Below are 22,546 nucleotides of genomic sequence, written 5' to 3' on the forward strand. Positions count from 1 at the left end.
GTTCCCCGGGCCACCCTATGCAACTATTTGCCAAAGTGTATTGGGACTCGCATAAAACAGGACCGTTAAGCTGATGCGTCTTCTCTCACCTACTCATATGACTGTCCCCGCCATGGAAACACTGCAAGCTCCGAACGTCTCTTCTCTCGACCATCTGCTGCCGCAGGAGCCCTTGCTGATGATGGGAGCGGGTCCGGTGCCGATCCCGCACAAGGTGGCCTACGCCAACTCCATCGTCATCAACCATCTCGGCGAGACCATGAACAAGGTCATCGAGCAGGTAAAGGAAATGGGCGCCTATGTGTTTCAGACCACGTCGCGTCATGTGCTCGGCGTCGCCGGTCCCGGCTCTGCGGCGATGGAAATGGCAATCGTCAACCTGGTGGAACCCGGCAGCAAGGTGCTCGCCGTATGCAATGGCTACTTCAGCCGGCGCATGGCCGACATGGCCGCCCGCGTGGGAGGCGAAGTGGTTGTAATGGAAGTGGCATCGAACCGCGCCGCCGATCCGGAGGAAGTGGAAGGCTATCTGAAACAGGGTGATTTCCGCACCCTCACCATCGTGCAGGGAGAAACGTCGAATACCGTATTCAACCGGCATCTCGAGGCGATTTCGCGGCTGGCGCATCGCTACGGCTGCATGGTAATCGTCGATGCCGTCTGCACGCTGAGCACCATGCCGCTGGAAATGGACCGATGGAAAATCGATGCGGTCATTACCGGCGGCCAGAAGGGACTGTCTTCCATTCCGGGCGTTTCACTGCTCGCGTTCTCGGAAAATGCCTGGAGCCGCATCGCCGCGCGCCGGCATACCCTGTCTCATTGGTGCCTCGATGCCCTTCTCGCCGACAAGTTCTGGAACCAGAAGTCCTATCACTATACGGCGCCGGTTTCAGGCATCCTGGCGTTGCATGAAGCACTGCGCCTGGTATGCGAAGAGACGCTGCCGCGCCGTTTCGAGCGGCATGCACTGTGCTCGCTGGCGCTGCAGAGAGGCATAGAAGCCATGGGACTGGAGCTGCCGGTATCGGCCGATGTACGGCTGAACTCGGTGGTGGGCATTACCGTGCCGGACGGCGTATCGGGGGATGCGGTGCGCACCCATATGTCGCGCGTGCATCGGGTGGAGATTTCCGGATCCTTCGGCGCCAACATCGTGCGTATCGGCCAGATGGGCGAACAAAGCCGGGCGCACAATCTGTTCCGCACGCTGCATGCGCTGGGAACCAGCATGCAGTTTGCCGGTGCGGCCGTCGATCTGCCGTCGGGCATCGCCGAACTGGAAAAGGGTTTGACGGGAAGCTGAAATCGGAGGGTCGCGCGTTTTGATGAGCCGCCCTTTTTGGCAAGGACGGCGACCGCATTGAGAATGCAGCACCATCGCCCGTCTCTCCCTACTGCATGGCGGCCGGCTCGCCTGATCCGGGTATGTTGCCCGAGTCGTGACGAGAGTGCGCGAGAATGTCCACCAGCGCCTGCCTGGTGGCGGGCTTGACCAGGTGATGATCGAATCCAGCAGCCTGGGAGCGTTCGACATCTTCCTTGCGGCCGTACCCCGTGACCGCGATCAGCAATGCATCCGCGGTCGCGGGGGCCTCCCGCAGCCGGCGCGCCAGCGCATAGCCGTCGATTTCCGGGAGGCCGATGTCGAGCAGGAATGCCTGGGGCGGATGTGCAAGAGCGCGCTCCAGTGCCTTGTCGGCGCGATGCTCGACGCTGACGCGGTAGCCTTCGGCCTCCATCAGGACGGCGAGGCTGTGCGCGGCGTCGACGTTGTCATCGACGATCATGACATGCATGCCCCGGCTATCCCGCACCGGAGCCGCGACAGGTGCGGCATCGGGCTCGATGACTTCGAGGTCGAGCCGCGGCAGCTTCACCGTGAACAGGCTTCCCTTGTCCGTTCCCTCGCTATAGGCTTCCACGACGCCGTCATGCAGCTCGACAAGACTGCGCACGAGGGCCAGGCCAAGTCCCAGGCCGCCTTGCGAACGGTCGGGAGTGCGCTCGGCCTGGGTGAACAGCTCGAACACGTGCGGCAGGAGGCTGGAAGAAATACCGATGCCGGTATCGCGTACGCTGATCTCCACCTTCTCGGCATCGACCGCGACCAGCAATACGATCTCGCCGCCTTCGCCTGTGTACTTGGCGGCATTGTTCAGCAGGTTGGTAACGATCTGCACCAGTCGCTTGCGGTCGCCGACCACGCAGGCCTGCGGCGGCACCGGCTGCACGTTGAGATGATGGCGACGGGACTCGATCAGCGGCCTGACCTGCTCGACGGCGCCGGTTATCACGTCGACAATCCGCACCGGTTCCTTCTCCACCTTGACCAGGCCTCGCGTCACACGCGACACATCGAGCAGGTCATTGATCAGGCTGGTCATGTGATCGACCTGGCGCGTGATGATCTCACTGGTCTGGCGCAGGCGTTCAGGGTCGGGTCCGGTCAGCTTCAGTATTTCTGCGGCGGTGCTGATCGGCGCCAGCGGATTGCGCAATTCGTGCGCCAGCATCGCCAGGAACTCGTCCTTGCGCTGATTGGCAATGCGCAGCGCCTCTTCGGCGTTCTTCCGCACCGTCACATCGATGGAGATTCCCCGCACCGAATGGGGCTTGCCGCTCTGGTCGCTCACCACCTTGCCGCGCGCTTCGATCCAGACCATATTGCCGTTGTCGGGACGAATCATCCGCACTACCTGGTTGAATTGGCTGCGTTCCTCGATGGCCTTGTCCATCGCGCGCTGCAGCCGCATCTGGTCGTCGGGATGCACCGCACTCCAGGCGTCGGTGCCGACGTCCCAGGTCGCGCCGAAAATGTCGGGTGCATTCGGCGAAAAGCGGATGCCGTCATTCGCCAGTGTCCAGTCCCACACGGCCATCCTTGCCGCAACCAGGCCTTCGCGCAGCCGTTCCTCGCTTTCCCGCACCGCCCGCTCGGCCTTTTCGATCTGCGACACATCGGTATTGGTGCCGAACCACTGCACAATGCGGCCGTCGCTGTCATGCAAAGGCGCGGCCGATGTAAAGAACGGCCGAAACTCTCCGTCGGCACCCCTGAGCGGGAAAGTCATCTGGAACGGCTGTCCCTGTTCGATCAGCTCCCGCATCCGTTCGAACACGGTGTCCTGCATGGCAGGGTGATGGACGATGCGCCAGCCGAACTCCTTCATTTGTCCAGGCGTCGTGCCGGTGTACTCGTACCAACGGTCGTTGTACCACTGGATCTTGCCGTCTGGACCGGCGATCCAGGCCAGCTGGGGAATGGTATTGGCGAGTTGCAGGAAACGCTCGCGCTCCTGTTGCAGCTGCACATGCTGCTCGTAGAGGCGGTCCAGCATGTGATTGATCGATCCCGCCACGCTGGCAACCTCGGTGCTGCCCTCGGTCGCCGCGCGCTGCGTACCCAAACCGCCGTCGACCACGCTGCGTGAAAAAACCTCCAGCTTGCGCAGGTCGTGGGTCAACCTGAGGGCCAGGCGCGCGCCGAGCACCAGCACCGTTCCCGCCAGTGCCAGGGCAATGACGGCGATGATGGCGAACTGCGGCGCAAGCTCCCGCGCCGATGCCGGCTGCAGCGGCTCAAGTACCTGGAAATGCAGGTGACGAAAAGTTTCGGGCATGTCGACGGGGACGGAAACCATGCTTTCGTTCCTGCTGGGAACGAACGCCTTGTCCGACCAGGTCAGCTGCGCCATGTCGTTCGGCCGCAAGTCTTTTAGCCTCAACTTGTAGATCAGCGCGCCTTCGGGCGTTTCGGTCCTGGAATAGCTCAGCATCTCCACCGCGATCAGTTCCGGTCCCCGATCGGATTCGATGATTTCGGCGGTTTCCCTGCCGGTTTCCAGATGTTTCTTAAGCCATGCCATTTCCTTTTCATTGAAACGCCCGAGGCCGTTGCTGGAAATCTCGCCGCCGGCGAAATCGGTGAAAAGAATATTGATCGGAACCCCGTTGATCTGGCGGATGCTCGACAGATAGGGCGCGAGATAGGTTTCCCGTCCGGCGCTGTCGACCAGTCCGGTGGCGAGAATGCTGCTGTTGGCGACATCATTCATGCGCGAGGCGACCGAATGCAGCGTCGAGCTTACGGTGGCCGCATGAAAGTCCGCCTCCTTCTTCGATACGATGCTCATTGCGGTGGCATGCTGCTCGCTGACCAGCCACCAGGACGACGCTACCGTCAGCAGCAGCGCGAACGTCGCCAGCGCCGCACTGGCGACGGCAAAGCGGCGCGTCAGGCTACCGGCTGCGGTGCGATGGAAAATCATGCATCACTTCTTTATCGGGACAAGCACGCCGTCTTCACGGTAGCGGGCCATCAGCAATTCATCGGGACCGAGCGCTTCGTGCCGCGCCGGAGTGAACGGCGGCTTGTAGTGTTTAACGAGGCCGCGATGCTCGCGCACCTTTTCCAGCGCGTCGCGTACCGCCGGCCGGTCGGTGGTGCCGGCAAGGGCGATTGCGCGCGCCAGGATATGCATCATGTCATAGGCATGGGCCACGCCTACCGGCGCCTTAATGTCCTCTATCCTGCGGATATCGGAGATGGACGACACCGTGCGCATGAATTTTTCCAGCGGCGGTTTTGCGGCATTGAAGAAACTGAAGGTCTGGATGACGCTGAAATCGACCTGATGCAATGCCGGCCCGGCCTGCTTCACGAACTCGCCGCCGGTGATGCCCCAGTGGCTGAGAATGGGAATGCGTTTTTCCTTCGGCAACGCGGCCACTTCCTTCACCAGCACCGCTGCCTCGTCATCGTTGGCCACCAGCAGCACCGCTTCGGCGCCGGCATCGATAAGTTTCTGATATTTGTCGACCAGCGTGGTATCGCGCCAGTTGTACCAGGTGGTGCGCACGATACGGATATCGCTCGCGGTTTCCACGAACTTTTCCGCCGCCGCCAGATTGCTCCTGCCCCACGAGGTATTGGTCAGCAGCAGGCCCACGTTATTAAGCTTGCGCTGTCTCGCATTCTTGAGCATGGTCGGCATTGCCAGGCTGTCGCGCAGCGAGAGGCGATAGATGAAGTTCGGACTCATGCCGTTATCGACGATGGCGTCGGCCGACGACCACACCGCGAGAAAAAGCAGCTTGGTTTCCTTCAGCTTGGGCAACTGCTCGATGACGACCGGGCTGAAGCGTCCGCCGAATACCGCGACCACGTTCGGCATCGAGGCGAACTCTTCGATATTGCGGATGCCGCGGGCCGGCATGGAACGATGGTCCTTGGTAATGATCTCGATCTGGCGACCGTCGAGCACGCCGCCGGCCGCATTGATTTCCGCGGCGGCGGCGCGCACGCCAAGTTCGACGGCCTGCGCCGATGTGCTGTTGGCCAATCCGAACTCGCCATCGATGCCAATGACAATCGGCGGCTTGCCGCTCTTGTCCTCGGCACCGGAGGCGAACGGCGAAACCAGGCCGGACAGGAGTCCGAGAGTTAGCAACTGGCGGCGCCTGCGCGCGTTTTGCAGTTGAGAACGGCCCATGCCGGCTCCAGTGGTGCGTGTTGACTGCCTAGCAGCGTCGTATGTTGACATCATTCCTTTTCCCGAGTGCCTTGTCATGTTCCCATGTTTCCATGTTCTGCCATGCCTTGTCGGTGAAACATGGCGCGGCGATGACGCAAGCAGCTGCGTCGTTATGCAATCGCGTATGCAACCGCGGGCATCAAAGATGCGGCCAGGGCAGCTTCACCCCGTCCCAAAAGTCGCAATGCGCATCCTGGGCCCCGCTCTTCATCGAAAGCGCCGGCGCAATTTCCAAATACGCATCCTGCGCCTTGGTGCTCGGCTGCCAGGCAACGCCGCCCGCGCTGCCCGGCGCACCGGTCCTTGCCATCGCGCTCCAGTAGGCGATCATTGCATTCTGAATCTTCAAATCGTCGCCGGTCGGGCGGTAGCTGCCCTGCCATGGAAACAGGAAAGCATGCTCGATAGTATGCACCGCGCCGAGCGCCTTCTGTTGAGCATCGTTCTGCAGTGCATGCGCGAACAGGTAACGGTAAACCGGCGGGTTGCCGGCTTCAGTCAGCGTGCGGGCGACACGGCGGCTCTGGCAGGTGAACAGCGCATCCGTAGTCAGGCTGACGAAGGCGGCCCGCGGGGTCGGGTAGGCTTGCAGCGGATAGCGCGACGCAATGGCGGCGGCATTGCTGCTGCCGAAGACCTTTTCGATGCCGGCCGCGTAGCTCGTCGCATCGGTCACCGGACCGACCGCGTTAACGAACAGCATGGTTTCTTCCGTGGAATTACCGACGATGACCGGCATCGCGGAATGGCCCCGCTCGCGGATGATCTCGATCGGCTGGCGCGGGAATACATGTCCATCGACATTCGGGCCATACAGGCGGGGCAGCACTCCGAACGTGCCAGGCAAGGCCCGCACGATGTCCTTCATGCTTTTGCCGCGCAGACAGGCAGCAATGTCGGCGAGCCTGTCATCTGCCTTGTTGCCCGCCCTGGTGCCCGCCTGATCGCAGCCGGTCAGCTGCGCGATGCGCTGGCCGGTGCCCTGTTCGGCATCGGCCAGGGTTTGCATTTCGCAGCCTGTGGGCACGCTGCTCTGCATGGCGGCGCCGTGAAACAGGCCGCGCGCCTGTGGCGATGTCATCAATGCGCACAGATTGCCGCCGCCTGCGGAGGTGCCGAACAGGAAGATGCGCTTGGGATCGCCGCCGAAGGATGCGATGTTCTGCCGCAGCCACTTGAGCATGGCTATATGATCAAGGCTGCCATAGTTGCCGGACACATTTTTGCTGTGCTCGGCATCCAGCGCCGGATGGGCGAGATAGCCGAGCGCGCCGAGGCGCGCGTTGAAGCTGACATAAACGACGCCCTCGGGAACGAGCTTTTCGCCGTTGTACTTGACACCGCCGAATCCGGGCGAACCTTGTCCGGAAAACGCATGATTGCCGCCGCCGGTCAGAAATACCATCACCGGCAACGCCCCGGTCGAAGCCTGCTTCGGCTTCCAGATGTTCAGCGTCAGGCAATCCTCATTGCCGATGACTTCCTTTCCATCCAGTTGTGGACAGACCGGGCCGAATGCCGAGGCGTCGCGCACGCCCTGCCACGTCAAAGGGGCTGCGGGTGGACGAAAACGCAGCTGGCCGACCGGTGCCGCGGCATAGGGAATGCCCTTGAATGCGACCAGTCCATCCTGGACGATTCCGCGAACCGCGCCCTGCCCGGTGCAAGCGGTGTCGGCTCCGGTCGCGCCGCAGGTCGATGTCGACGTCCCGTCCACGCTGGCGCAGCCGGAGAGGGCCGCAGCCGCGAACGCGACGGCGAACAGATGCCGGATCACGGAATTCTCCGTTTCGATGCTTGTGCGTGCGCATTTATTTTTCATAGGCGTTCCCCTCCGCATTCAGTTGTTATAAAGCCGTCTGCCGACGTCAGTTGCGGGTATTGTATGACTGAATCCGGAGTTGTTTCAGTATTAGAACGTACCTGGAATAACAGCGAAATTGCATGAGGGAAAATTGCTGCGGCAAAACCCGCGAACGTGCGGCCAACATGCCGGCAAAAGTTACTTCGCTGCCGGCAAAGACACGGAGATTTTTATTGACCGCAAGTGCAATCAGGCAGACAGCGCTTGTGCAAACACAGGCGTGAACTGGTAAGCGAGCTGTCCATCCCGTACACCGTAGGCTTGCAGGATGCGAAAGCCCAGCCATTCTGTTTCGCCCGACACCAGAATCTCTGCCTCGAAGATTTCCCGCATGAGCATCATGGTCGGGTTCCAGTTATCGGCTTCGACCGGCATGAGGGTAAGAGACGAACGCTGCTGCGGCGAAGCCACGATGGTGTGGGCAGCCAGGGTGTCGAGCAGCTCCAGCGCGGCTTCGCTCAGTACATCCTGGACCAGTTTATTGATGTTCATGGGCACAGTATGGTTTCATCGGTGAGAAAAGCCATGAGGCGGCACAATGTCGGCGTACGACCCGCTGCCGCGCCCAGGATGTTACTTTCATCCGCTTCATTGCTTGAGCTGAAGCAGCACGCTCCAGTACTGCAGATTGATATTTTGCCGCCGGCAATCCTTCTGGACCAGGCATGCGGTTTCCGCTTCCGGTTTGAACAGCAAAGGGCTGTGGTTGCCCGAGAGGACGCCTGCCTCGTTGAGGCGCAGCCTGCGGCGCGCCACCGATTGCAGCACATTGCCGCCGATGGTCTCCATCTTGCGCGCGCTCCGGTCGACGCCGACCACCAGTTCGCAATGCGACGCGGCGATGAAGTTTTCGGCACGGACCGCCTCCCGCCAGTCGGAAAAGCGCCGGAGAGGCCTGCTGCCGCGGGAATAGCACAACAGGTCGCCGACGCGCGGACGGACACGAGCGGGGTCGCAGGCTCGATAGGCATAGGCCGGATCGTGGTCGAAGGCCGCCTTGATATAGTCGGAATGCGTGGCTGAATACCTGAATTGCACGTCGCCAAGTCCTGCCTTGTGCATCAGGTAGGAAATGAATGCCGCCGACCATGGCGAATCGTTCAGCGCCGCGCGCACCAGCGCTTCGCGCATCGCTGCCTGGACGTCGTCCTCTCCTTCGCGCGAAGCTTCCGGCAGCAGGCTGCCGAGTCTGCGTTCCTTCGCGCGTGCGCCGCTATGGGCATCGTCGAGCAAGCCTGGTACGAATATCAGCTTGCGGCGCCAGGGCTCGCCTTCGACATGGGCGCCGAGCGCCAGCCAGTATTCCCAGACCCGGCGCCACGCATATCGTCCGGGACGGTTGCGCGCGCTTTCCCCGGTGTCGGGATCATGCAGAAGCTCCGTTTCGGACTCCGCGGACCCGAAGCGCAGCAGGGTGCCGTCGTCATCGATGCGGTGGCCGTTGAATTCGCGGTACTCGGCGTCGGCGATGCCGGCGAGCCGCGCTGCCACATCCGAAGGTGCTCCCGCCTGCAGGCATGACTCGGCGCGCCCATGCGCGGCGGTGAGGGTGAAGACAGAGACGAGGATGAACGCTGAAAGGCAACGCGGAACGGACAGGTGACTCATAGGCTGCATCGGCAAGACCCGGAAGGTCTGGCGAGCATAACATGCCTGCCCGAAGCCGTTGCGGCCCGGTCAGGCATGTCCGGCCTTGTCTTGATCAACCGCGCGATTTGCGTTCGCCGGCGGCCGACAGGATTGCGTACAGGATGATGGCGCCGAAGGTGGCGGTGCCGATGCCACCGAGCGAAAACTGACCGATCTTCAGAGTGAAGTCGCCGGCGCCTAGCACCAGGGTCACGGCGGCGACGATCAGGTTGCGGTTATCCGAAAAGTCCACCTTGTTCTCTACCCAGATGCGGGCGCCCGCCACCGCGATCAGACCGAACACGACGATCGATACGCCGCCCAGCACCGCTCCCGGAATGGTCTGGATGACCGCACCGAATTTCGGCGAGAAGCCGAGGATCAGCGCCACGACGGCGGCGATTACGAACACCAGCGTCGAATAGATGCGAGTCACCGCCATGACGCCGATGTTTTCCGCATAGGTAGTGACGCCGGTGCCGCCGGCCGCGCCGGAAATCATGGTGGCGACGCCGTCGCCGATGAAGGCGCGACCCATGTAGCGGTCGAGGTCCTTGCCAGTCATGGCGCTGACCGCCTTGATATGACCGAGGTTCTCCGCCACCAGAATGATGGCGACCGGCGCCAGCAGGCTCATGGCATCGGCCTTGAAAACGGGCGCCACGAACTTCGGCATGCCGAACCATGGCGCGTTTGCGACGACACCGAAGTCGATCGGCTTGCCGAGGCCGGCGCCGTTGGTCAGGATTGCATAGATTACGTAGGCCAGCAGCAGGCCGATCAGGATCAGGAGACGCTGGGTCATGCCGCGCGTGAAGACGGCCACGCCACCCACGCAGAGAATGGTCACCAAGGCCATCCAGGCATCGAAATTGTTCGCCACCACGCCCTTGACCGCAATCGGGGCAAGATTGAGCCCGATCACCGCGACCACGGCGCCGGTCACGACCGGCGGCATCAGTTTTTCGATCCAGCTGGTGCCGACCGCCGCGACCAGCAGTCCGATCAGCGTGTAGAGTGCGCCGCAGGCGATGATGCCGCCGAGCGCAACGCCCATGTTGGCGTTAGGGCCGCTGCCGCCATAGCCGGTGACTGCGATCACGAGCCCAATGAAGGCGAAGCTCGATCCCAGGTAACTGGGCACGCGGCCGCCGACAAAAACGAAGAACAGCAGCGTGCCGACGCCCGACATGAAGATGGCGAGGTTCGGATCGAAGCCCATCAGTAGCGGCGCCAGCACCGTGGCACCGAACATGGCGACCACGTGCTGCAGGCCCATGGCCATCATCTGCGGCCAGGGCAGGCGCTCGTCGGTATTGATGACCGGGCCAAGACCGTCGGAAGTGCCTTGCCTGAGCCGCCACTTGGGGAAAAAGGATTCTGCCATCGGGATACTCCAGTTGAGCCCTCGCGGTCCACCGCCGGGCATGACTTGTCCCGGTAATAGCCGCGCAGGTGAATTCAAAAAATATTTCAAACATGCAAGTTTATTCATCGGCTGCACAAACCACAACCATTGTTCAACTTGCAGGGGCCCCGCCGGCTAAAAAAACTGGATCGCTCCCGATGCGAAGCGGCTGCTATGTCCCGGCGTCTATCTGCTGCAACGCCTGCCGAATGGAATCCGCGTCGGCGGGGCGGACCAGCCTTGCCACCTCGGCGCCGTTCTTCATGAAGATCAGTGTCGGCCACAGCTTGACGCGGAATGAGCGGCCAAGGGGGCGGCCCGGACCGTCCTCGACCTTGATGTGCTTGACGGCGGGATGAGCAGCGAACGCCGTTTCGAGCAAGGGCTGGGCAGCGCGGCAGAAACCGCACCAGTCGGTTCCGAACTCGACGACGGTGGGCTCTTGCAGGGCATCAACGTCCTTGCGTGCCGGCTCGACCGCTGCGAAGGTATGGTTCATGGCCATGTCTATTTCCTTCCTGATATCGATACGCCAATTATCCCCGAACCGATGGTTCCGCTTTGCGGTAGCGTGCAACTAATGCGGCAGCACGGGTTCAGATATTGAAAACATGCTTATCCATGTTCATCAGACATCGTTTGAAAAAGGAGATTCATCATGGCAAATACCCAGCCATCCCAGCCATCGAATGAGGCCGCAAAGAGCGCCGCCGGCCGATTCACCGGGCAGACGGAGCAGCAGGAGCAGGTCGATCAGCCTATGCAATCCGCGCCCTCCCTATCTCATTCCTCCGACGACGATGCGGAAGACGGCCGCTATTCCGTTGCGGAAGAACAGAACTTTGACCAGCAGTCCGACCAGGCAAGGCGTATCGGACAGATGCCGGCCGACGAGGGAATCGGATTGTCCGGATTGAAGCCTTCCGAAGCCGTCGCGCAGTCCGCGGGAAAGGACTCGCAAGGCAGCGCTCCAACCCAGCTGGAAAAATCCATGGACCGTGCAGTGCCGAAAGCGGATGATGCGGGTTGATGTGAAAACGCATACGCCGTCCCGGCGCCTGCTTCGGTACCGGAACGGCGTGTGCCGCCGGGTCCTGCCTGGAACTGCGTTGAAATCCGGCTCGCCTGCGGCAAGCCGGTAGCGCACATCAGAACTCTTCCCATTCCTCGGTCGAGGCATGTTGCGGCTTTGCCAAGGCCTTGCCGCGGCTTCCCGCAGGCAGCTTCGGTGCGGTTGTCTGCACTGTCCCGGCGGCGGGCACGGACATTTGCGGCATGCCGGCGGCAAGCGGCCGCGTCGCGGCTTTGACAGGCACTGCAGCTACCATGGGCATCACGGCCACGGCCGGTGCCGCGCTACCATCGACCTTGAAGGTTCCAACCGCCTGTTGCAGGCCGCGCGCCTGCTCCTGCATCGCATCGGCCGCGGCTGCGGCCTGTTCGACCAGCGACGCATTCTGCTGAGTTACCTCGTCCATCTGGGCAATGGCCTGATTGACCTGTTCGATGCCGGCCGACTGCTCATCGCTCGCGGCGGTAATCTCAGCCATGATGTCGGTGACACGCTGTACGCTATCGACAATTTCCGACATCGTGGCTCCGGCCTGGTCGACCAGCTTGGCGCCGGTGGCGACCTTTTCCACCGAGTCGTCGATCAGGACCTTGATTTCCTTGGCCGCCGCCGCCGAACGCTGCGCCAGGCTGCGCACTTCGGTCGCCACCACGGCAAAGCCCCGCCCCTGCTCCCCTGCGCGTGCAGCTTCGACTGCGGCATTGAGCGCCAGGATATTGGTCTGGAAGGCGATCCCGTCGATCACGCTGATGATGTCCGAGATTTTCTTCGATGAAGCGTTGATCGAGCCCATGGTTTCCACCACCTGAGACACGACCATGCCGCCGCGGTTGGCGACTTCGGAAGCCGATTGCGCCAGCTTGTCGGCTTGGCGCGCATTGTCTGCATTCTGGCGTACGGTGGAGGTCAGCTCTTCCATCGAGGACGCCGTCTCTTCCAGCGTGCTGGCCTGCTCCTCCGTGCGTGAAGAAAGGTCGAGATTGCCGGCCGCGATCTGGGTCGACGCGCCCGCAATGGTATCGGTGCCCGACCTTACCTGGGCGACGATGCGCAACAGGCTGTCATTCATTTCCCTGAGCGCCTGCAGCAGGCGACCGGTTTCATCTTTCGTCTTCACTTCGATACGGCTGGTCAGATCACCGGCGGCGACGGTGCGTGCGATATCCACCGCATGATTGAGCGGACCGGTGATCGAGCGGCTCAGCAGAATGGCCAGCGCAATCCCGGCCAGTACCGCGCCGACGCCGATCGCGATGAATATCATTTGACCGAAGCGGACGCTTTCCATGACATGGACTCCGCTCTGCTCGACCACTTTCTTCTGCAGCGCATTGAGCGCATTCACGCTTTCCTGCAACGCGTCCAGCGCCGGCAGCGTCTCGCCGACCATCAAGTTGCGCGCCTCGGAATAGTCGGTCTCTTCCACCAGGGCGGCAATACGGCCGAAGCTGGCGACGTAAACCTTACGCTGCTCCTTGATGCGTGCCAGGAGCGCCTTTCCTTCCGGTTGCGTGACCAGCCGGTCGAGCTGCTCGATCGCGTCGGTAATGGTCTTCTTGTTCTCTTCGATCTTCTGCTTGATCGTGTCGCGCTGGTTCCTGTCATTGACGATCAGCAGTTCCATCGTGCGGCGCGCATTCGCGCGCGTCGTCGCGGTGATCACATTCGCCGCTTCCGCCTTGACCCAGTCCTTGTCGACAAGCTGTGCGCTGGTCACTCCGATGCTTTCAAAACGGGTAAGGCCGACCACCACGAGGATGGCCATCAGCGCGAGCACCAGGCCGAATGCCATGGCCAGGCGAGCGCCTACGTTCAGGTTGGTGAGTTTCATGAAAATTCTCCAGGGATGCCGGTTGATTTCCGGCCGATCCGGCAATCGGCGTACCCGCTTCAGGGGGAATGGTGTGCAATGGGTTTGCTTGCATTACGAGGAAACCGACATACGAAAGACAGCAACGCTTTCAGTCCGCTGGATCCCCCCGCGCAACAGCCGAGTATTATTCCATTATTTCCACAAGGAAACAATATGACAGTGGCTTGAAGTGTTCCGGAACCCTGAAGTCATTGCGATAATCGGCATGTCCGTATGCTTACGGCCCACTGCCGGAATGAATTTTCATGTGCAGCTTGCCAAAACGGCAAATGCGGGTTTTGAATGTATTCGCGCACCGGCGCGGCGATGGCAACCGGACCAGCTTACCAATCCAGCTTGAGCAGCAGGCTTCCCATGCGGGGCCAGCAAAGCATTCTTACCTCGTCGCGTGTGGCCCAGCAAAAGCCGTCCATTTCCGGTGTCGGCTGTCCGGTGACATGGTGCATGAAGTGGCTGGTGCAGATCAGGTGACCGAGATCGTCGAAGTCATCGGGAGCATCGACGCGGAAAAGGTACAACTGCTTGTCCCTGCGATAGGAGAAAAGGCCAAGATCGATAAACCGGTCGCGGGAAAATTCCAGTCCGGTTTCCTCATGCAGCTCCCGCACCGCGGCATCGAGTGTTGTCTCGCCCGGGTCGAGCAAGCCTTTCGGAATGTCCCAGTGCTCGGTGCCCGTGACGTGGCATAGCAGGAGGGTCCCGCGCTTCTTGACGACCAGTGTACCGCACGATGTTGCGATATTCATTCAATCCCCTTGCCGGCGCACATAAAAAAAGGCTGCATGCCCTTGAGCATACAGCCTCTTGCGCCGCGCCTGTTCGACGCGGATCAGCCGGTGGGTCAGTGACGGCGGGAAGAACCGCTCACGCGTTCAGCGCCATAGCGCACCGCATCCTTCACCTTGTCCCAGGTGCTGCCCGGGTGATTGCTTTCCCAATCACTGCGCAGCTGCGGCTCGACATCGGACCACTGGTAGTTCTTGTAGCGATCGCTGCCTGCCATCGTCGAGCCATAACGATAGGCGTCGTCATAATCTTCGTAGCGGCCGCCAGTGGAACCGTAAGCAGTCTGCCAGTGGCGGCGGAAGTCGGTGTCATCGTCGCCGATCGTTGTCCCGGCGCGCGATGCGCCGAGCTGCTCAACCTCGACGTCGGTGCGGCGCACGGTGTCATTGATCTGCTCGGTGCGTTGCGTCACTTCCTTGCCGACCACGACTTCCTCGACTACGCGCGCGGTCTTGGAGACCACGGCTTCCTCGGCGGTTTCACGCAGCTCAACCGAACCTTCCTTGAATGCCGCCAGGTCGGCGGCGGTCGCCGGCTTGTCGACCGCATGGCGCTCCACCTTCACATGCTCCTCGCGCAGTTGCACGGATTCATGCACCGGGGTATCACGCACGCGCTGGAACACGCGCACACCGCCGCGCTGCACTTCGCGCTTGCCGACCTTGAGCTCTTCCTCGATCACCGGAATGCGCGATGTGCCGGTCGTGGCCGCAGTCGCTCCTGCGGTTGTTCCGCTATTGCCAAGCGCGGCCGATGAGGTGTACGCGCTTCGCTCGTTGACGATCTGGTCGCGGGTATAGCGCGGTGCGCTCTCGTCGTATCCGCTCCAGCCCTGCTTCTTCCAGTGGCTTGTACGCTCGTCGACATCGACTGCATTGAAGCGGTTCATGATATCGGAGGCGCGGTCGGTTTCTTCTTCGCTGTTGACGTCAACGGTCAGCACATAGCTGCCGCGACGCACGGATTCTGCATACACGTCATGGTGTTCCTTGTAATCGTCGTTGCCGCCGAACAGTGAACGGAAGAAGCCGCCGATGCCGCCGGAGCTCTGTGAAGTGTCGGTAGTCGTGGTGTCGCTATCGAGGTCGTTCTCGGGATTGAGCTGAACCCTGGAACGCGGAAAGCCCGATGCTTCCAGCGCCTGCACGGCGCTTTGTGCATCAGCATAGTTGTCGTAGACGCCGACCACCGTATCGCCGCTGCCCTGTGTACCGATGCCGCTGGCGCTAGTGCTAGTGCTGCCTGGGCGATAGATGTGCTCGCCCTGGTTGGTGCGCCAATGGTTTTCGATATAGCTGGCATCGTCGTCGGAACGCGGATTCACGCCCATGAGAATGCCGCCTTCCTTCAGGCCGCTTTCATAGTGCTTGACGCGTTCTTCCGGAATGCCCCAGCCAATCAATGCGCCGAGCAGGCCGCCGGTTGCAGCGCCGGCGCCGGCGCCCGCGGCTGCCGCTGCCAGCGGGCCTGCGATCACGAGGCCGAGTCCAGGCAAGGCGAGGCTGGTGCCGGTGGCGGTCAGCGCCGCGAGCGTCGCGCCCAGCGTACCGCCGACCGCGCCGCCGATGCCGGCGCCCTCGGCTGCCTTGTTACCCAGCTCGGTGCTGGCGCCGCCGGAGAAGTGTTTTTTCCTCGCGTCGTCGGACATCACAATATTGATATCGTCCTTGGTATAACCGCGCGAGGAAAGGCCCTGGTAGGCACGCTCTGCGCTTTCGCGGTCTCGGAACAGACCAGTGAGCATGCCCGAATTATCTTTCGACGTGATTGCCATTATGTATCTCCTTTTCAGGTTGGTGACGTAGCGTTCAACTGCCGGGAAAAGATTCGACTGAAGGAAATGGACAACCCGGCATGAGGAGAAATGCGCGCTGCCGCCGTTACATTTCGCAGATGACGCATGCGAAGCCCGCAGAAAGTTGAAGCACGTTCAAGTACATTGATAAAACCGCAAGGTCCTGTAAGAAGCGCAAATCCCAAGTTAGTTCCGTATAGTTGTTGACATAGTGGCAGCGTGAATGGAAGGCAATACGCGCGGCCCTCCCTATCTTGCAGCCCCCGCAATGCGTGCGTAATATGCTGTATTTATATACAGTTTATTAGCAGTTTTTCGACGTCATGAAGGAACGCAATCGCGATGGCAGGATCGACGCAGAGCCTGTGCAGGTACAGGTGCAGGAAGAGGTACGGCCGTGGGCAACCCGCAAGGGCCGCGGGGCAGTATCGAACATGCAGGGCCGTTACGAGACGCAGCTGCGCTCCGGCTTCGACGACGGATGGCACAGCGACGATGTGGACCATGATGCATTCTCCGGCGCGCCGGGAACGCGCGTCTTCGACGAACAGGCAAGGACCATCCTGACGCGCAATGCCTCGCCCGACATTCCGTTCAACGTGTCGCTCAATCCGTATCGCGGCTGCGAGCATGGCTGCATCTATTGCTTTGCGCGGCCCACGCACAGCTACCTCGGCCTGTCGCCCGGCCTGGATTTCGAGACCCAGGTATTCGCCAAGGTGAATGCGCCAGACTTGCTGCGGCGCGAACTGGCGGCACCTTCGTACACACCCGAACCGATTGCGATCGGCGTCAACACCGACGCCTATCAGCCCTGCGAACGGGACCTGAAACTCACGCGGCGCATCCTCGAAGTACTTCGGGAATGCGAGCATCCGCTGGCCGTGATCACAAAGTCGTCGATGGTGGAACGCGATATCGACCTGCTGGCACCGATGGCGGCAAGGCGCCAGGCAGTCGTGGCGATGACGATCACGACGCTGGACCCTGCGATCGCGCGCACGCTCGAGCCGCGCGCGACCGCGCCCGCCAGGCGGCTGCGCACGATACGCACGCTGACCGAGGCCGGCATTCCGGTGGGCGTCAGCATCGCACCGGTGATTCCCTTCGTTACCGAACCGGACCTGGAGCGCATTCTCGTTGCCGCCGCCGAGGCAGGCGCCGCCAGCGCGAGCTATATCGTTCTGCGCCTGCCGTGGGAGGTGAACCCGCTGTTCCAGCAATGGCTGCAGGCCCACTTCCCCGAGCGGGCGCAACGGGTGATGAACCGCATCAGGGACATGCGCGGAGGGAAGGATTACGACGCCGATTTCGGCAGGCGAATGCGCGGCGAAGGCGTCTGGGCCGATTTGATCCGGCAGCGCTTCGACAAGCTGCTGGCGCGCCTCGGGCTCGACAGGCGCGCGGACGGGTTTGCCAGGCTGGACGGTTCCGCATTTCGGCGGCCGCTGTCGGTGCCGCCGAAATGCGGCACGCCGGGGAAAGCGGCGAATGGCCAGCTCGATCTGTTTTGACCTGTAGCTATATCAAGATGAAGGCGGCATCCGCAACATCCGTTCGGGATAACGGGGCAATGCAGCTGCGGCTTCATCATCGGCTTACTGCACCGCCCTCGGCTCTCCTTCCAGGATCAGTTCATACATGCCGGTATCGTCCGGTCCGAAATAAGCCTTTGCGACGTAGAAAGTCTGGCTATTGATCGGGAACGGTTCGGCAATCGGCGGCATGTGCGTCAGTTCATATACGCCGAAATCGGTACGGCTGCCGTTGGCCTCTTCGTGGAAGACTTGTACTCTCATTGCGATCACTCGCTTCAGCATCAATGTGCTGTAGAGTCATCATGCCGCAGACAGTTTCCGGTTATTTGGAAAAATCGGCTGGCCGATCGGCAACGGGCATGCAGCGTACCGCATCCCCGACACGGATCACGCCGCCGCTCAGGACGCGCGCGGTCATGCCGCCGTGTCCGCGCATGGCGTTGTAGGCGCCGGGGCCGAGCAGCTCTTCCATGCGGGAACATGGATCGCAGGAACCGGTCAGCGCGAGCTGCACCTCGGGACCCAGGCAAAGCATTAGCGGACGGTCATTGAACAGGCTGCGGGCGGCACTCAGGTTCAAACCGGCAATCACCAGATTACGGCGCAGCAATGCGGGATCGACATCCTTCTTGCCGATGAGCGAGGCAATGACCGGCAGATGCTCGGCCTGCAGCAGCGTGACCTGCCGCTTGCCTCCCTGCGACCTTGCCGCGATGTGGTCATCCTGCAAGCCGCGCCCGGCAATCGCGACAGCCTGGTCCAGCTGCCGTGTTGCGCCGCGCCGTACGGGCCGCACATAAATGGCTTGCACACGCCCGGGATGCGGGAAGCGGCTGGCCAGTTCGCGAAGGTCGACGGTCATCGCGTTTACTCTACCGGTACGGTTTCCCATGCATTGACGCTGTCTTTATGTGCATGATGATAGGAGCGCCCGCCCAGCCACAGGCACAGTGCAATCGCGGTGAACGCAAGCTGGCCGGCGGCCAGCCACAGCACCGAATGCCACAGAAAAGGCGCGACCACGCCCGACACCACCGCCGCCAGCATGATCTGCGTAAACGACTGGCAGGAGGCGGCCATTCCGCGGATGTCCGGGAACAGATCGAGCACCAGCAGCGTCACGCCGGGCGCCACCACCGACATGCCGAATGCATAGAAGAAGAGCGGCATCACCGACCATGGCAGCGCCGGGGGCAGGACAGCGTGATAAGCCAGATTGAACACTCCCGCGCCGATCAGGAAAGCGAACCCGAACAGCACTTGCCGGCCGACCGCGATGCGGCCTGCAAGACGGTTGACGGTAAGCGCGCCGAGGAAGATGCCGCCGACCGCGGGCACGAACTGCCAGGCGAATTGATCGGGGCCGAGTCCGAGATGCCGGGTCAGGAAAACCGGCGCCGCCGCGACATACAGGAACAGTCCGGCGAAATTGAATGCGACCGTGCCGGCCTTCAGGTGAAACAGCGGCGAACCGAACACGCGCCGGTAATTCACCATCAGCACGTGCGGGCTGAAGGGTTGGCGCAAATGTACCGGCAAGCTTTCAGGCAGGCGCTTGTAACAGGCCCACATCAGCAGCACGGTGTAGACGAACAGGAACAGGAAGATCGAGCGCCAGTCAAGGATCTTGACGATCCAGCCGCCGAGGATGGGCGCCAGCGCCGGCGCCACGGAAAAGATCATGGTCACCAGCGACAGCAGGCGCGCCGCATCCGGGCCCGAATACAGATCGCGGATGATGGCCCTGCCGATCACCACGCCTGCACCCGCCGACACGCCCTGCAATACCCGGAATGCCCACAGGTATTCAATGCTGTGCACCGCCGCGCAGCCCAGCGAGGCGACGCAGAACACCGCCAGCGAGCCGAGGATGATGTTGCGCCGGCCGAAGGCATCGGAAAGCGAGCCGTGCCACAGGATCATCACCGCGAAGGAAAACATGTAGGCCGTCAGCGTCTGCTGCACCTGTATCGGCGTGGTATGCAGGCCGGCTTCGATGGCCGGAAATGCGGGAAGGTAAGTATCGACCGAAAACGGGCCGAGCATGGCCAGCGCCGCCAGCAGGAAAGCTAGGCCCCCCGATGCGGAAGGAGGTTTCGATGAAACGGACCGCTGGCTTTCCGCGGCAGTAGTGAGGCCTTGATTTGTAGTTGTCATGGCGGGAAACCGAAAAGAAGGAATGCCGGGCGGGCCGGCATCACCATCGATGGACCCGGCGCGGCCCTGCTTGGTTCTATTCCGTCCAGTTGACGCGCTCGAACTTGCGATGAAAAGCCTCGGGCATGGACACGACGCTGCCGCGCTTGTAATTGAAGAACACAAACCCCGATTTCGCCATCGCAACCAGCGCATCGTCGCGCGGACGCGTGATGCGGAACGTGATATCGCCGCCGTACTTGTTGAAATCCATGACGCCCACTTCGAACAGCAGCTGGTCGCGCGCATGCGCTTCGGTCTTGTAGGTCGTGGCGAGATCGGTCACGATGATGCCGACGCCGTCGTCCTGGGTTTCCTCGATGCCGAAGTCGAACAGAAAGCGGGCGCGCGCTTCGGAAATCATCGAGATCATCGAGTCGTTGCCGAGATGATTCGCGCCGTTGATGTCGGTGACGCGAACCGTGAGATGAGTGGAATAGTAGTACTGGTCTTCGGGAAATTCGAGTTTCAGGCGGGCCATGATGAATCGATCGGTACGGATGCGTCGCATGCTGCGCGGAGACGGCATTGTACCCGCTCGCTTGATGCGATGCAGCAATACGCACGGACGCGGTCCTGCCCGATTTGTTTCCGGCAATGTTCAGCGACCGGAGCTGGCCTGACCTTCTTCCGCTTTCTGCTGCGCAGTCGTAGGCATTTTCTTGCCCGCAGGCGGTGCGGTCGGCTTCTTGCTGGCATCGGCTATGAGCTGGCCGCAGGGCACTTCCTCGCCCGGGCCGGGGTTGATCAGGGCCAGCAGGGCTGCCAGGGGAGCCGCGAGCGTACCCAGCGCGGTGGCGGCACCTGCCTTCAGCGCGAGCACGCCCTTGTCGAGCCCGACGTCCGGTTCCTTGAAGGTGCCTTTTACGTAAAGCGGAGTGCGCAGCGAAATGATGCGGATGCCCTTGCTCTCCGGGTTAATGGTGAGATCTATTTTTTCGTTATCGAAGTTGATGGCGCCGTCGACGAGAATGGTGGCATCCTGGGTATCGATTACGAAGGTGCGTGCATCCATTAATCCATCCTTGATGCCGAAATCCGCAGCCATGCAGTTGAGCTGCACCTGGCGATCTCCGAACACCTTGGCGATCACCGCGCTGCCGACGTTCAGGCCCATGGCTTCGAGAATGAACTTGCTGACGCTGCCTTCGGTGATGACGGACTTCACTTCACCGTTGGACGAAGCCATCAGCTTGGCGATCGAGTTGCCGGACGCCGTCAGCTGCGCATTGCCGTTGAGTTCGCCGAGGCTGGCGCGCATCGACTCGACGCCGGGGAACATTTGCTTGAGCTTGAGCGAGCGCGCCGCGATCTGCATGCGGGCCTTGGCCGGATCTTCGCGGCCGTCGATATGCAGTTCGGTGGTCAGCTTCCCGCCCGCCACGCCAAAATTAAGAGGCGCCAGGCCGAGCACGCCATTCTTCATCTCGATCTTGGTATACAGGTTGTCGATCGGCAGACTCTTGTCCTTGATGATTTTCTTGCCGTTGAAAGTGACCTGCACATCCATCTTCCGCCAGCGCTCGGTCTTGAACGGCGAAACCGGCAGCACCTTGTCAGGGGGCTGCTTGACCTCGGAGGCAGTTTCCTTCTTATCGTTTTCATCGGCGCCTACGAGTGCACCGAGGTCGCTGATGTTCAGATAATTGGAAACAACCTCGCCGCTCAGCAAGGGACGCGGCTGCTGCTGCTTGTATTCGAGCGTTCCGCCGATGTCGCTGTCGCCAACCTTGCCCTTGAACTTCTCATAGCGGAACACCATTGCACCCGGCGTGAACTTGCCGATCACACGGCCTTCGGTGGAAAACTTCGGCGTGTTAGGCAGCAGCACGCCGCTCAGCGGGAACAGGTCGGCCATGCTGGCGCCGAGAATCTTCATGTCGATGTCGAGTTCGCTCAGCGTCGACGGGTCCGTCAGCGTGCCGTCGGCGGTGATCGTGGTTTCGCCCACTTTCACCACCGCTTCCACCGGATAGCGCACATTCTTCTCGCGCAGGGAAAGCAGCGAACCGGCCTTGCCGTTGCCCGTCATCTTTTCCCCGTTGAACCTGCCGGCGGCTTTCCAGATCATGCTGCCGTCCTGGTCGGTTTCAATCTGCGTATTGACGTCGGCTTTCTTGCCGGGGTCGACATAACGCACCTCGGTCCCGGCCAGGTCGAGACCGTCGACGGCGAACTGCCATTGCGAAGGCTTGTTCTTTTCTTCCTCGTTCTTGGCGAAGGTCCAGTTGTTGCGGTCGCCGTCATCATGTTCGAGCGCAAGCTTTGCATCCTTGATGCTCGCCGCATGCAGGCTGACGGTTTTTTTCAGCAGCGCCAATGGATTGAGCTGGAAATCGACTTCCCCGACCGTGGCCATGTTCTCGCCGGTGGTGGCCCAGTCGGGATTGGAAAAGGTGATGTCCTTGGCATTGATGTGCGGCCAGGGAATGAAGCGCTGCCAGCCTTCGACCGCCTTCGGACGGTCCCAGCTCAGCGACAGGTCTCCGTTGATTGCGAAATTGCGTCCGGTCGCCGCGCTGACCCGCTCATTGATCCATGGCTTGAAGCGGTTCATGTCCATGTTGGCGAGCAGCACCAACGCCAGCACAAGCAGCGCAATGATCCCGGCAATGCTTCCGGCGAGAATTTTGAGTGGGCGTCCCATGCCGTTATGATCAATCCATCAATAGTAAGTTCGTCTGCTTGACACTTCAGGGCACGTTGCTTGCATCCTTATGCACTTGAGAAAGTCTGAAGGGGCTTTTTGAAACTGCTGCACCCGCAAGGTGAAACTTCGCCTCAATTAAAAGCGAAATAGTGATCGCCGGAAAACGCATGCACCAGTGGAGCCCAGTAATTTCGTACC

The 22,546-nt window shown here is 61.4% G+C and carries 18 protein-coding genes; 3 read left to right on the top strand and 15 right to left on the bottom strand.

Going from position 1 to position 22,546, the window contains the following annotated elements:
* Window positions 1-112 precede the first annotated feature (112 nt).
* Complete coding sequence (locus tag RY831_RS25110) at window positions 113-1,306, top strand: pyridoxal-phosphate-dependent aminotransferase family protein (protein ID WP_326509116.1); 1,194 nt, start codon at window positions 113-115, stop codon at window positions 1,304-1,306.
* Window positions 1,307-1,394: 88 nt separating this feature from the next.
* Here RY831_RS25110 and RY831_RS25115 read toward each other — a convergent pair whose 3' ends face one another.
* The 7 genes from RY831_RS25115 to RY831_RS25145 all read right to left on the bottom strand — a co-directional run bounded on the left by RY831_RS25115 (window position 1,395) and on the right by RY831_RS25145 (window position 10,943).
* Window positions 1,395-4,271: a PAS domain-containing hybrid sensor histidine kinase/response regulator gene (locus RY831_RS25115; protein WP_326509117.1), complete on the bottom strand. Its 2,877-nt coding sequence runs from the start codon at window positions 4,269-4,271 to the stop codon at window positions 1,395-1,397.
* Between the two features lie 3 nt (window positions 4,272-4,274).
* Window positions 4,275-5,495, bottom strand: a complete 1,221-nt coding sequence (locus RY831_RS25120) for an ABC transporter substrate-binding protein (RefSeq protein ID WP_326509118.1) — start codon at window positions 5,493-5,495, stop codon at window positions 4,275-4,277.
* 181 nt (window positions 5,496-5,676) lie between these two features.
* The gene (locus RY831_RS25125; protein WP_326509119.1) at window positions 5,677-7,359 is read right to left on the bottom strand and encodes a carboxylesterase/lipase family protein; all 1,683 of its coding nucleotides are present in this window, start codon (window positions 7,357-7,359) and stop codon (window positions 5,677-5,679) included.
* Window positions 7,360-7,590: 231 nt separating this feature from the next.
* Window positions 7,591-7,893, bottom strand: coding sequence for a hypothetical protein (locus RY831_RS25130; protein WP_326509120.1), 303 nt, complete (start codon window positions 7,891-7,893; stop codon window positions 7,591-7,593).
* Window positions 7,894-7,989: 96 nt separating this feature from the next.
* Window positions 7,990-9,009: a DUF2272 domain-containing protein gene (locus RY831_RS25135; RefSeq protein ID WP_326509121.1), complete on the bottom strand. Its 1,020-nt coding sequence runs from the start codon at window positions 9,007-9,009 to the stop codon at window positions 7,990-7,992.
* A gap of 94 nt (window positions 9,010-9,103) precedes the next feature.
* Complete coding sequence (locus RY831_RS25140; protein ID WP_326509122.1) at window positions 9,104-10,417, bottom strand: solute carrier family 23 protein; 1,314 nt, start codon at window positions 10,415-10,417, stop codon at window positions 9,104-9,106.
* A 193-nt stretch (window positions 10,418-10,610) separates the two neighbouring features.
* Window positions 10,611-10,943, bottom strand: a complete 333-nt coding sequence (locus tag RY831_RS25145) for a thioredoxin family protein (RefSeq protein WP_326509123.1) — start codon at window positions 10,941-10,943, stop codon at window positions 10,611-10,613.
* A 153-nt stretch (window positions 10,944-11,096) separates the two neighbouring features.
* On the opposite strand from RY831_RS25145, the gene RY831_RS25150 reads away from it, so the two are divergent.
* A complete protein-coding gene (locus RY831_RS25150; RefSeq protein WP_326509124.1) occupies window positions 11,097-11,468 on the top strand; it encodes a hypothetical protein in 372 nt (123 codons plus the stop codon).
* A gap of 118 nt (window positions 11,469-11,586) precedes the next feature.
* Here RY831_RS25150 and RY831_RS25155 read toward each other — a convergent pair whose 3' ends face one another.
* The 3 genes from RY831_RS25155 to RY831_RS25165 all read right to left on the bottom strand — a co-directional run bounded on the left by RY831_RS25155 (window position 11,587) and on the right by RY831_RS25165 (window position 15,943).
* Window positions 11,587-13,341 (bottom strand): methyl-accepting chemotaxis protein, encoded by a 1,755-nt coding sequence (locus RY831_RS25155; protein ID WP_326509125.1) that lies wholly within the window; start codon window positions 13,339-13,341, stop codon window positions 11,587-11,589.
* Between the two features lie 365 nt (window positions 13,342-13,706).
* Window positions 13,707-14,129, bottom strand: a complete 423-nt coding sequence (locus RY831_RS25160; protein WP_326509126.1) for an NUDIX hydrolase — start codon at window positions 14,127-14,129, stop codon at window positions 13,707-13,709.
* A gap of 95 nt (window positions 14,130-14,224) precedes the next feature.
* Window positions 14,225-15,943 carry a DUF2382 domain-containing protein gene (locus RY831_RS25165; protein WP_326509127.1) on the bottom strand — a complete coding sequence of 573 codons (1,719 nt, stop codon included), beginning with the start codon at window positions 15,941-15,943 and terminating at the stop codon, window positions 14,225-14,227.
* A 344-nt stretch (window positions 15,944-16,287) separates the two neighbouring features.
* On the opposite strand from RY831_RS25165, the gene RY831_RS25170 reads away from it, so the two are divergent.
* On the top strand, window positions 16,288-17,478 hold the full coding sequence (locus RY831_RS25170; protein ID WP_326509128.1) for a PA0069 family radical SAM protein: 1,191 nt from the start codon (window positions 16,288-16,290) through the stop codon (window positions 17,476-17,478).
* Between the two features lie 84 nt (window positions 17,479-17,562).
* On the opposite strand, the gene RY831_RS25175 is transcribed toward RY831_RS25170, so the two are convergent.
* From RY831_RS25175 to RY831_RS25195, 5 genes are all read right to left on the bottom strand, one after another.
* Window positions 17,563-17,763 carry a hypothetical protein gene (locus tag RY831_RS25175; RefSeq protein WP_326509129.1) on the bottom strand — a complete coding sequence of 67 codons (201 nt, stop codon included), beginning with the start codon at window positions 17,761-17,763 and terminating at the stop codon, window positions 17,563-17,565.
* A 61-nt stretch (window positions 17,764-17,824) separates the two neighbouring features.
* On the bottom strand, window positions 17,825-18,364 hold the full coding sequence (locus tag RY831_RS25180) for an MOSC domain-containing protein (protein ID WP_326509130.1): 540 nt from the start codon (window positions 18,362-18,364) through the stop codon (window positions 17,825-17,827).
* A 5-nt stretch (window positions 18,365-18,369) separates the two neighbouring features.
* Complete coding sequence (locus tag RY831_RS25185; protein WP_326509131.1) at window positions 18,370-19,659, bottom strand: multidrug effflux MFS transporter; 1,290 nt, start codon at window positions 19,657-19,659, stop codon at window positions 18,370-18,372.
* A 76-nt stretch (window positions 19,660-19,735) separates the two neighbouring features.
* Window positions 19,736-20,179 (bottom strand): thioesterase family protein, encoded by a 444-nt coding sequence (locus RY831_RS25190; protein ID WP_326509132.1) that lies wholly within the window; start codon window positions 20,177-20,179, stop codon window positions 19,736-19,738.
* 120 nt (window positions 20,180-20,299) lie between these two features.
* Entirely contained in the window at window positions 20,300-22,345 is a 2,046-nt protein-coding gene (locus tag RY831_RS25195) for an AsmA family protein (protein ID WP_326509133.1), read from the bottom strand.
* Window positions 22,346-22,546 lie beyond the last annotated feature (201 nt).

The organism is Noviherbaspirillum album (assembly GCF_035916955.1).
Lineage (GTDB): Bacteria > Pseudomonadota > Gammaproteobacteria > Burkholderiales > Burkholderiaceae_D > Noviherbaspirillum > Noviherbaspirillum album.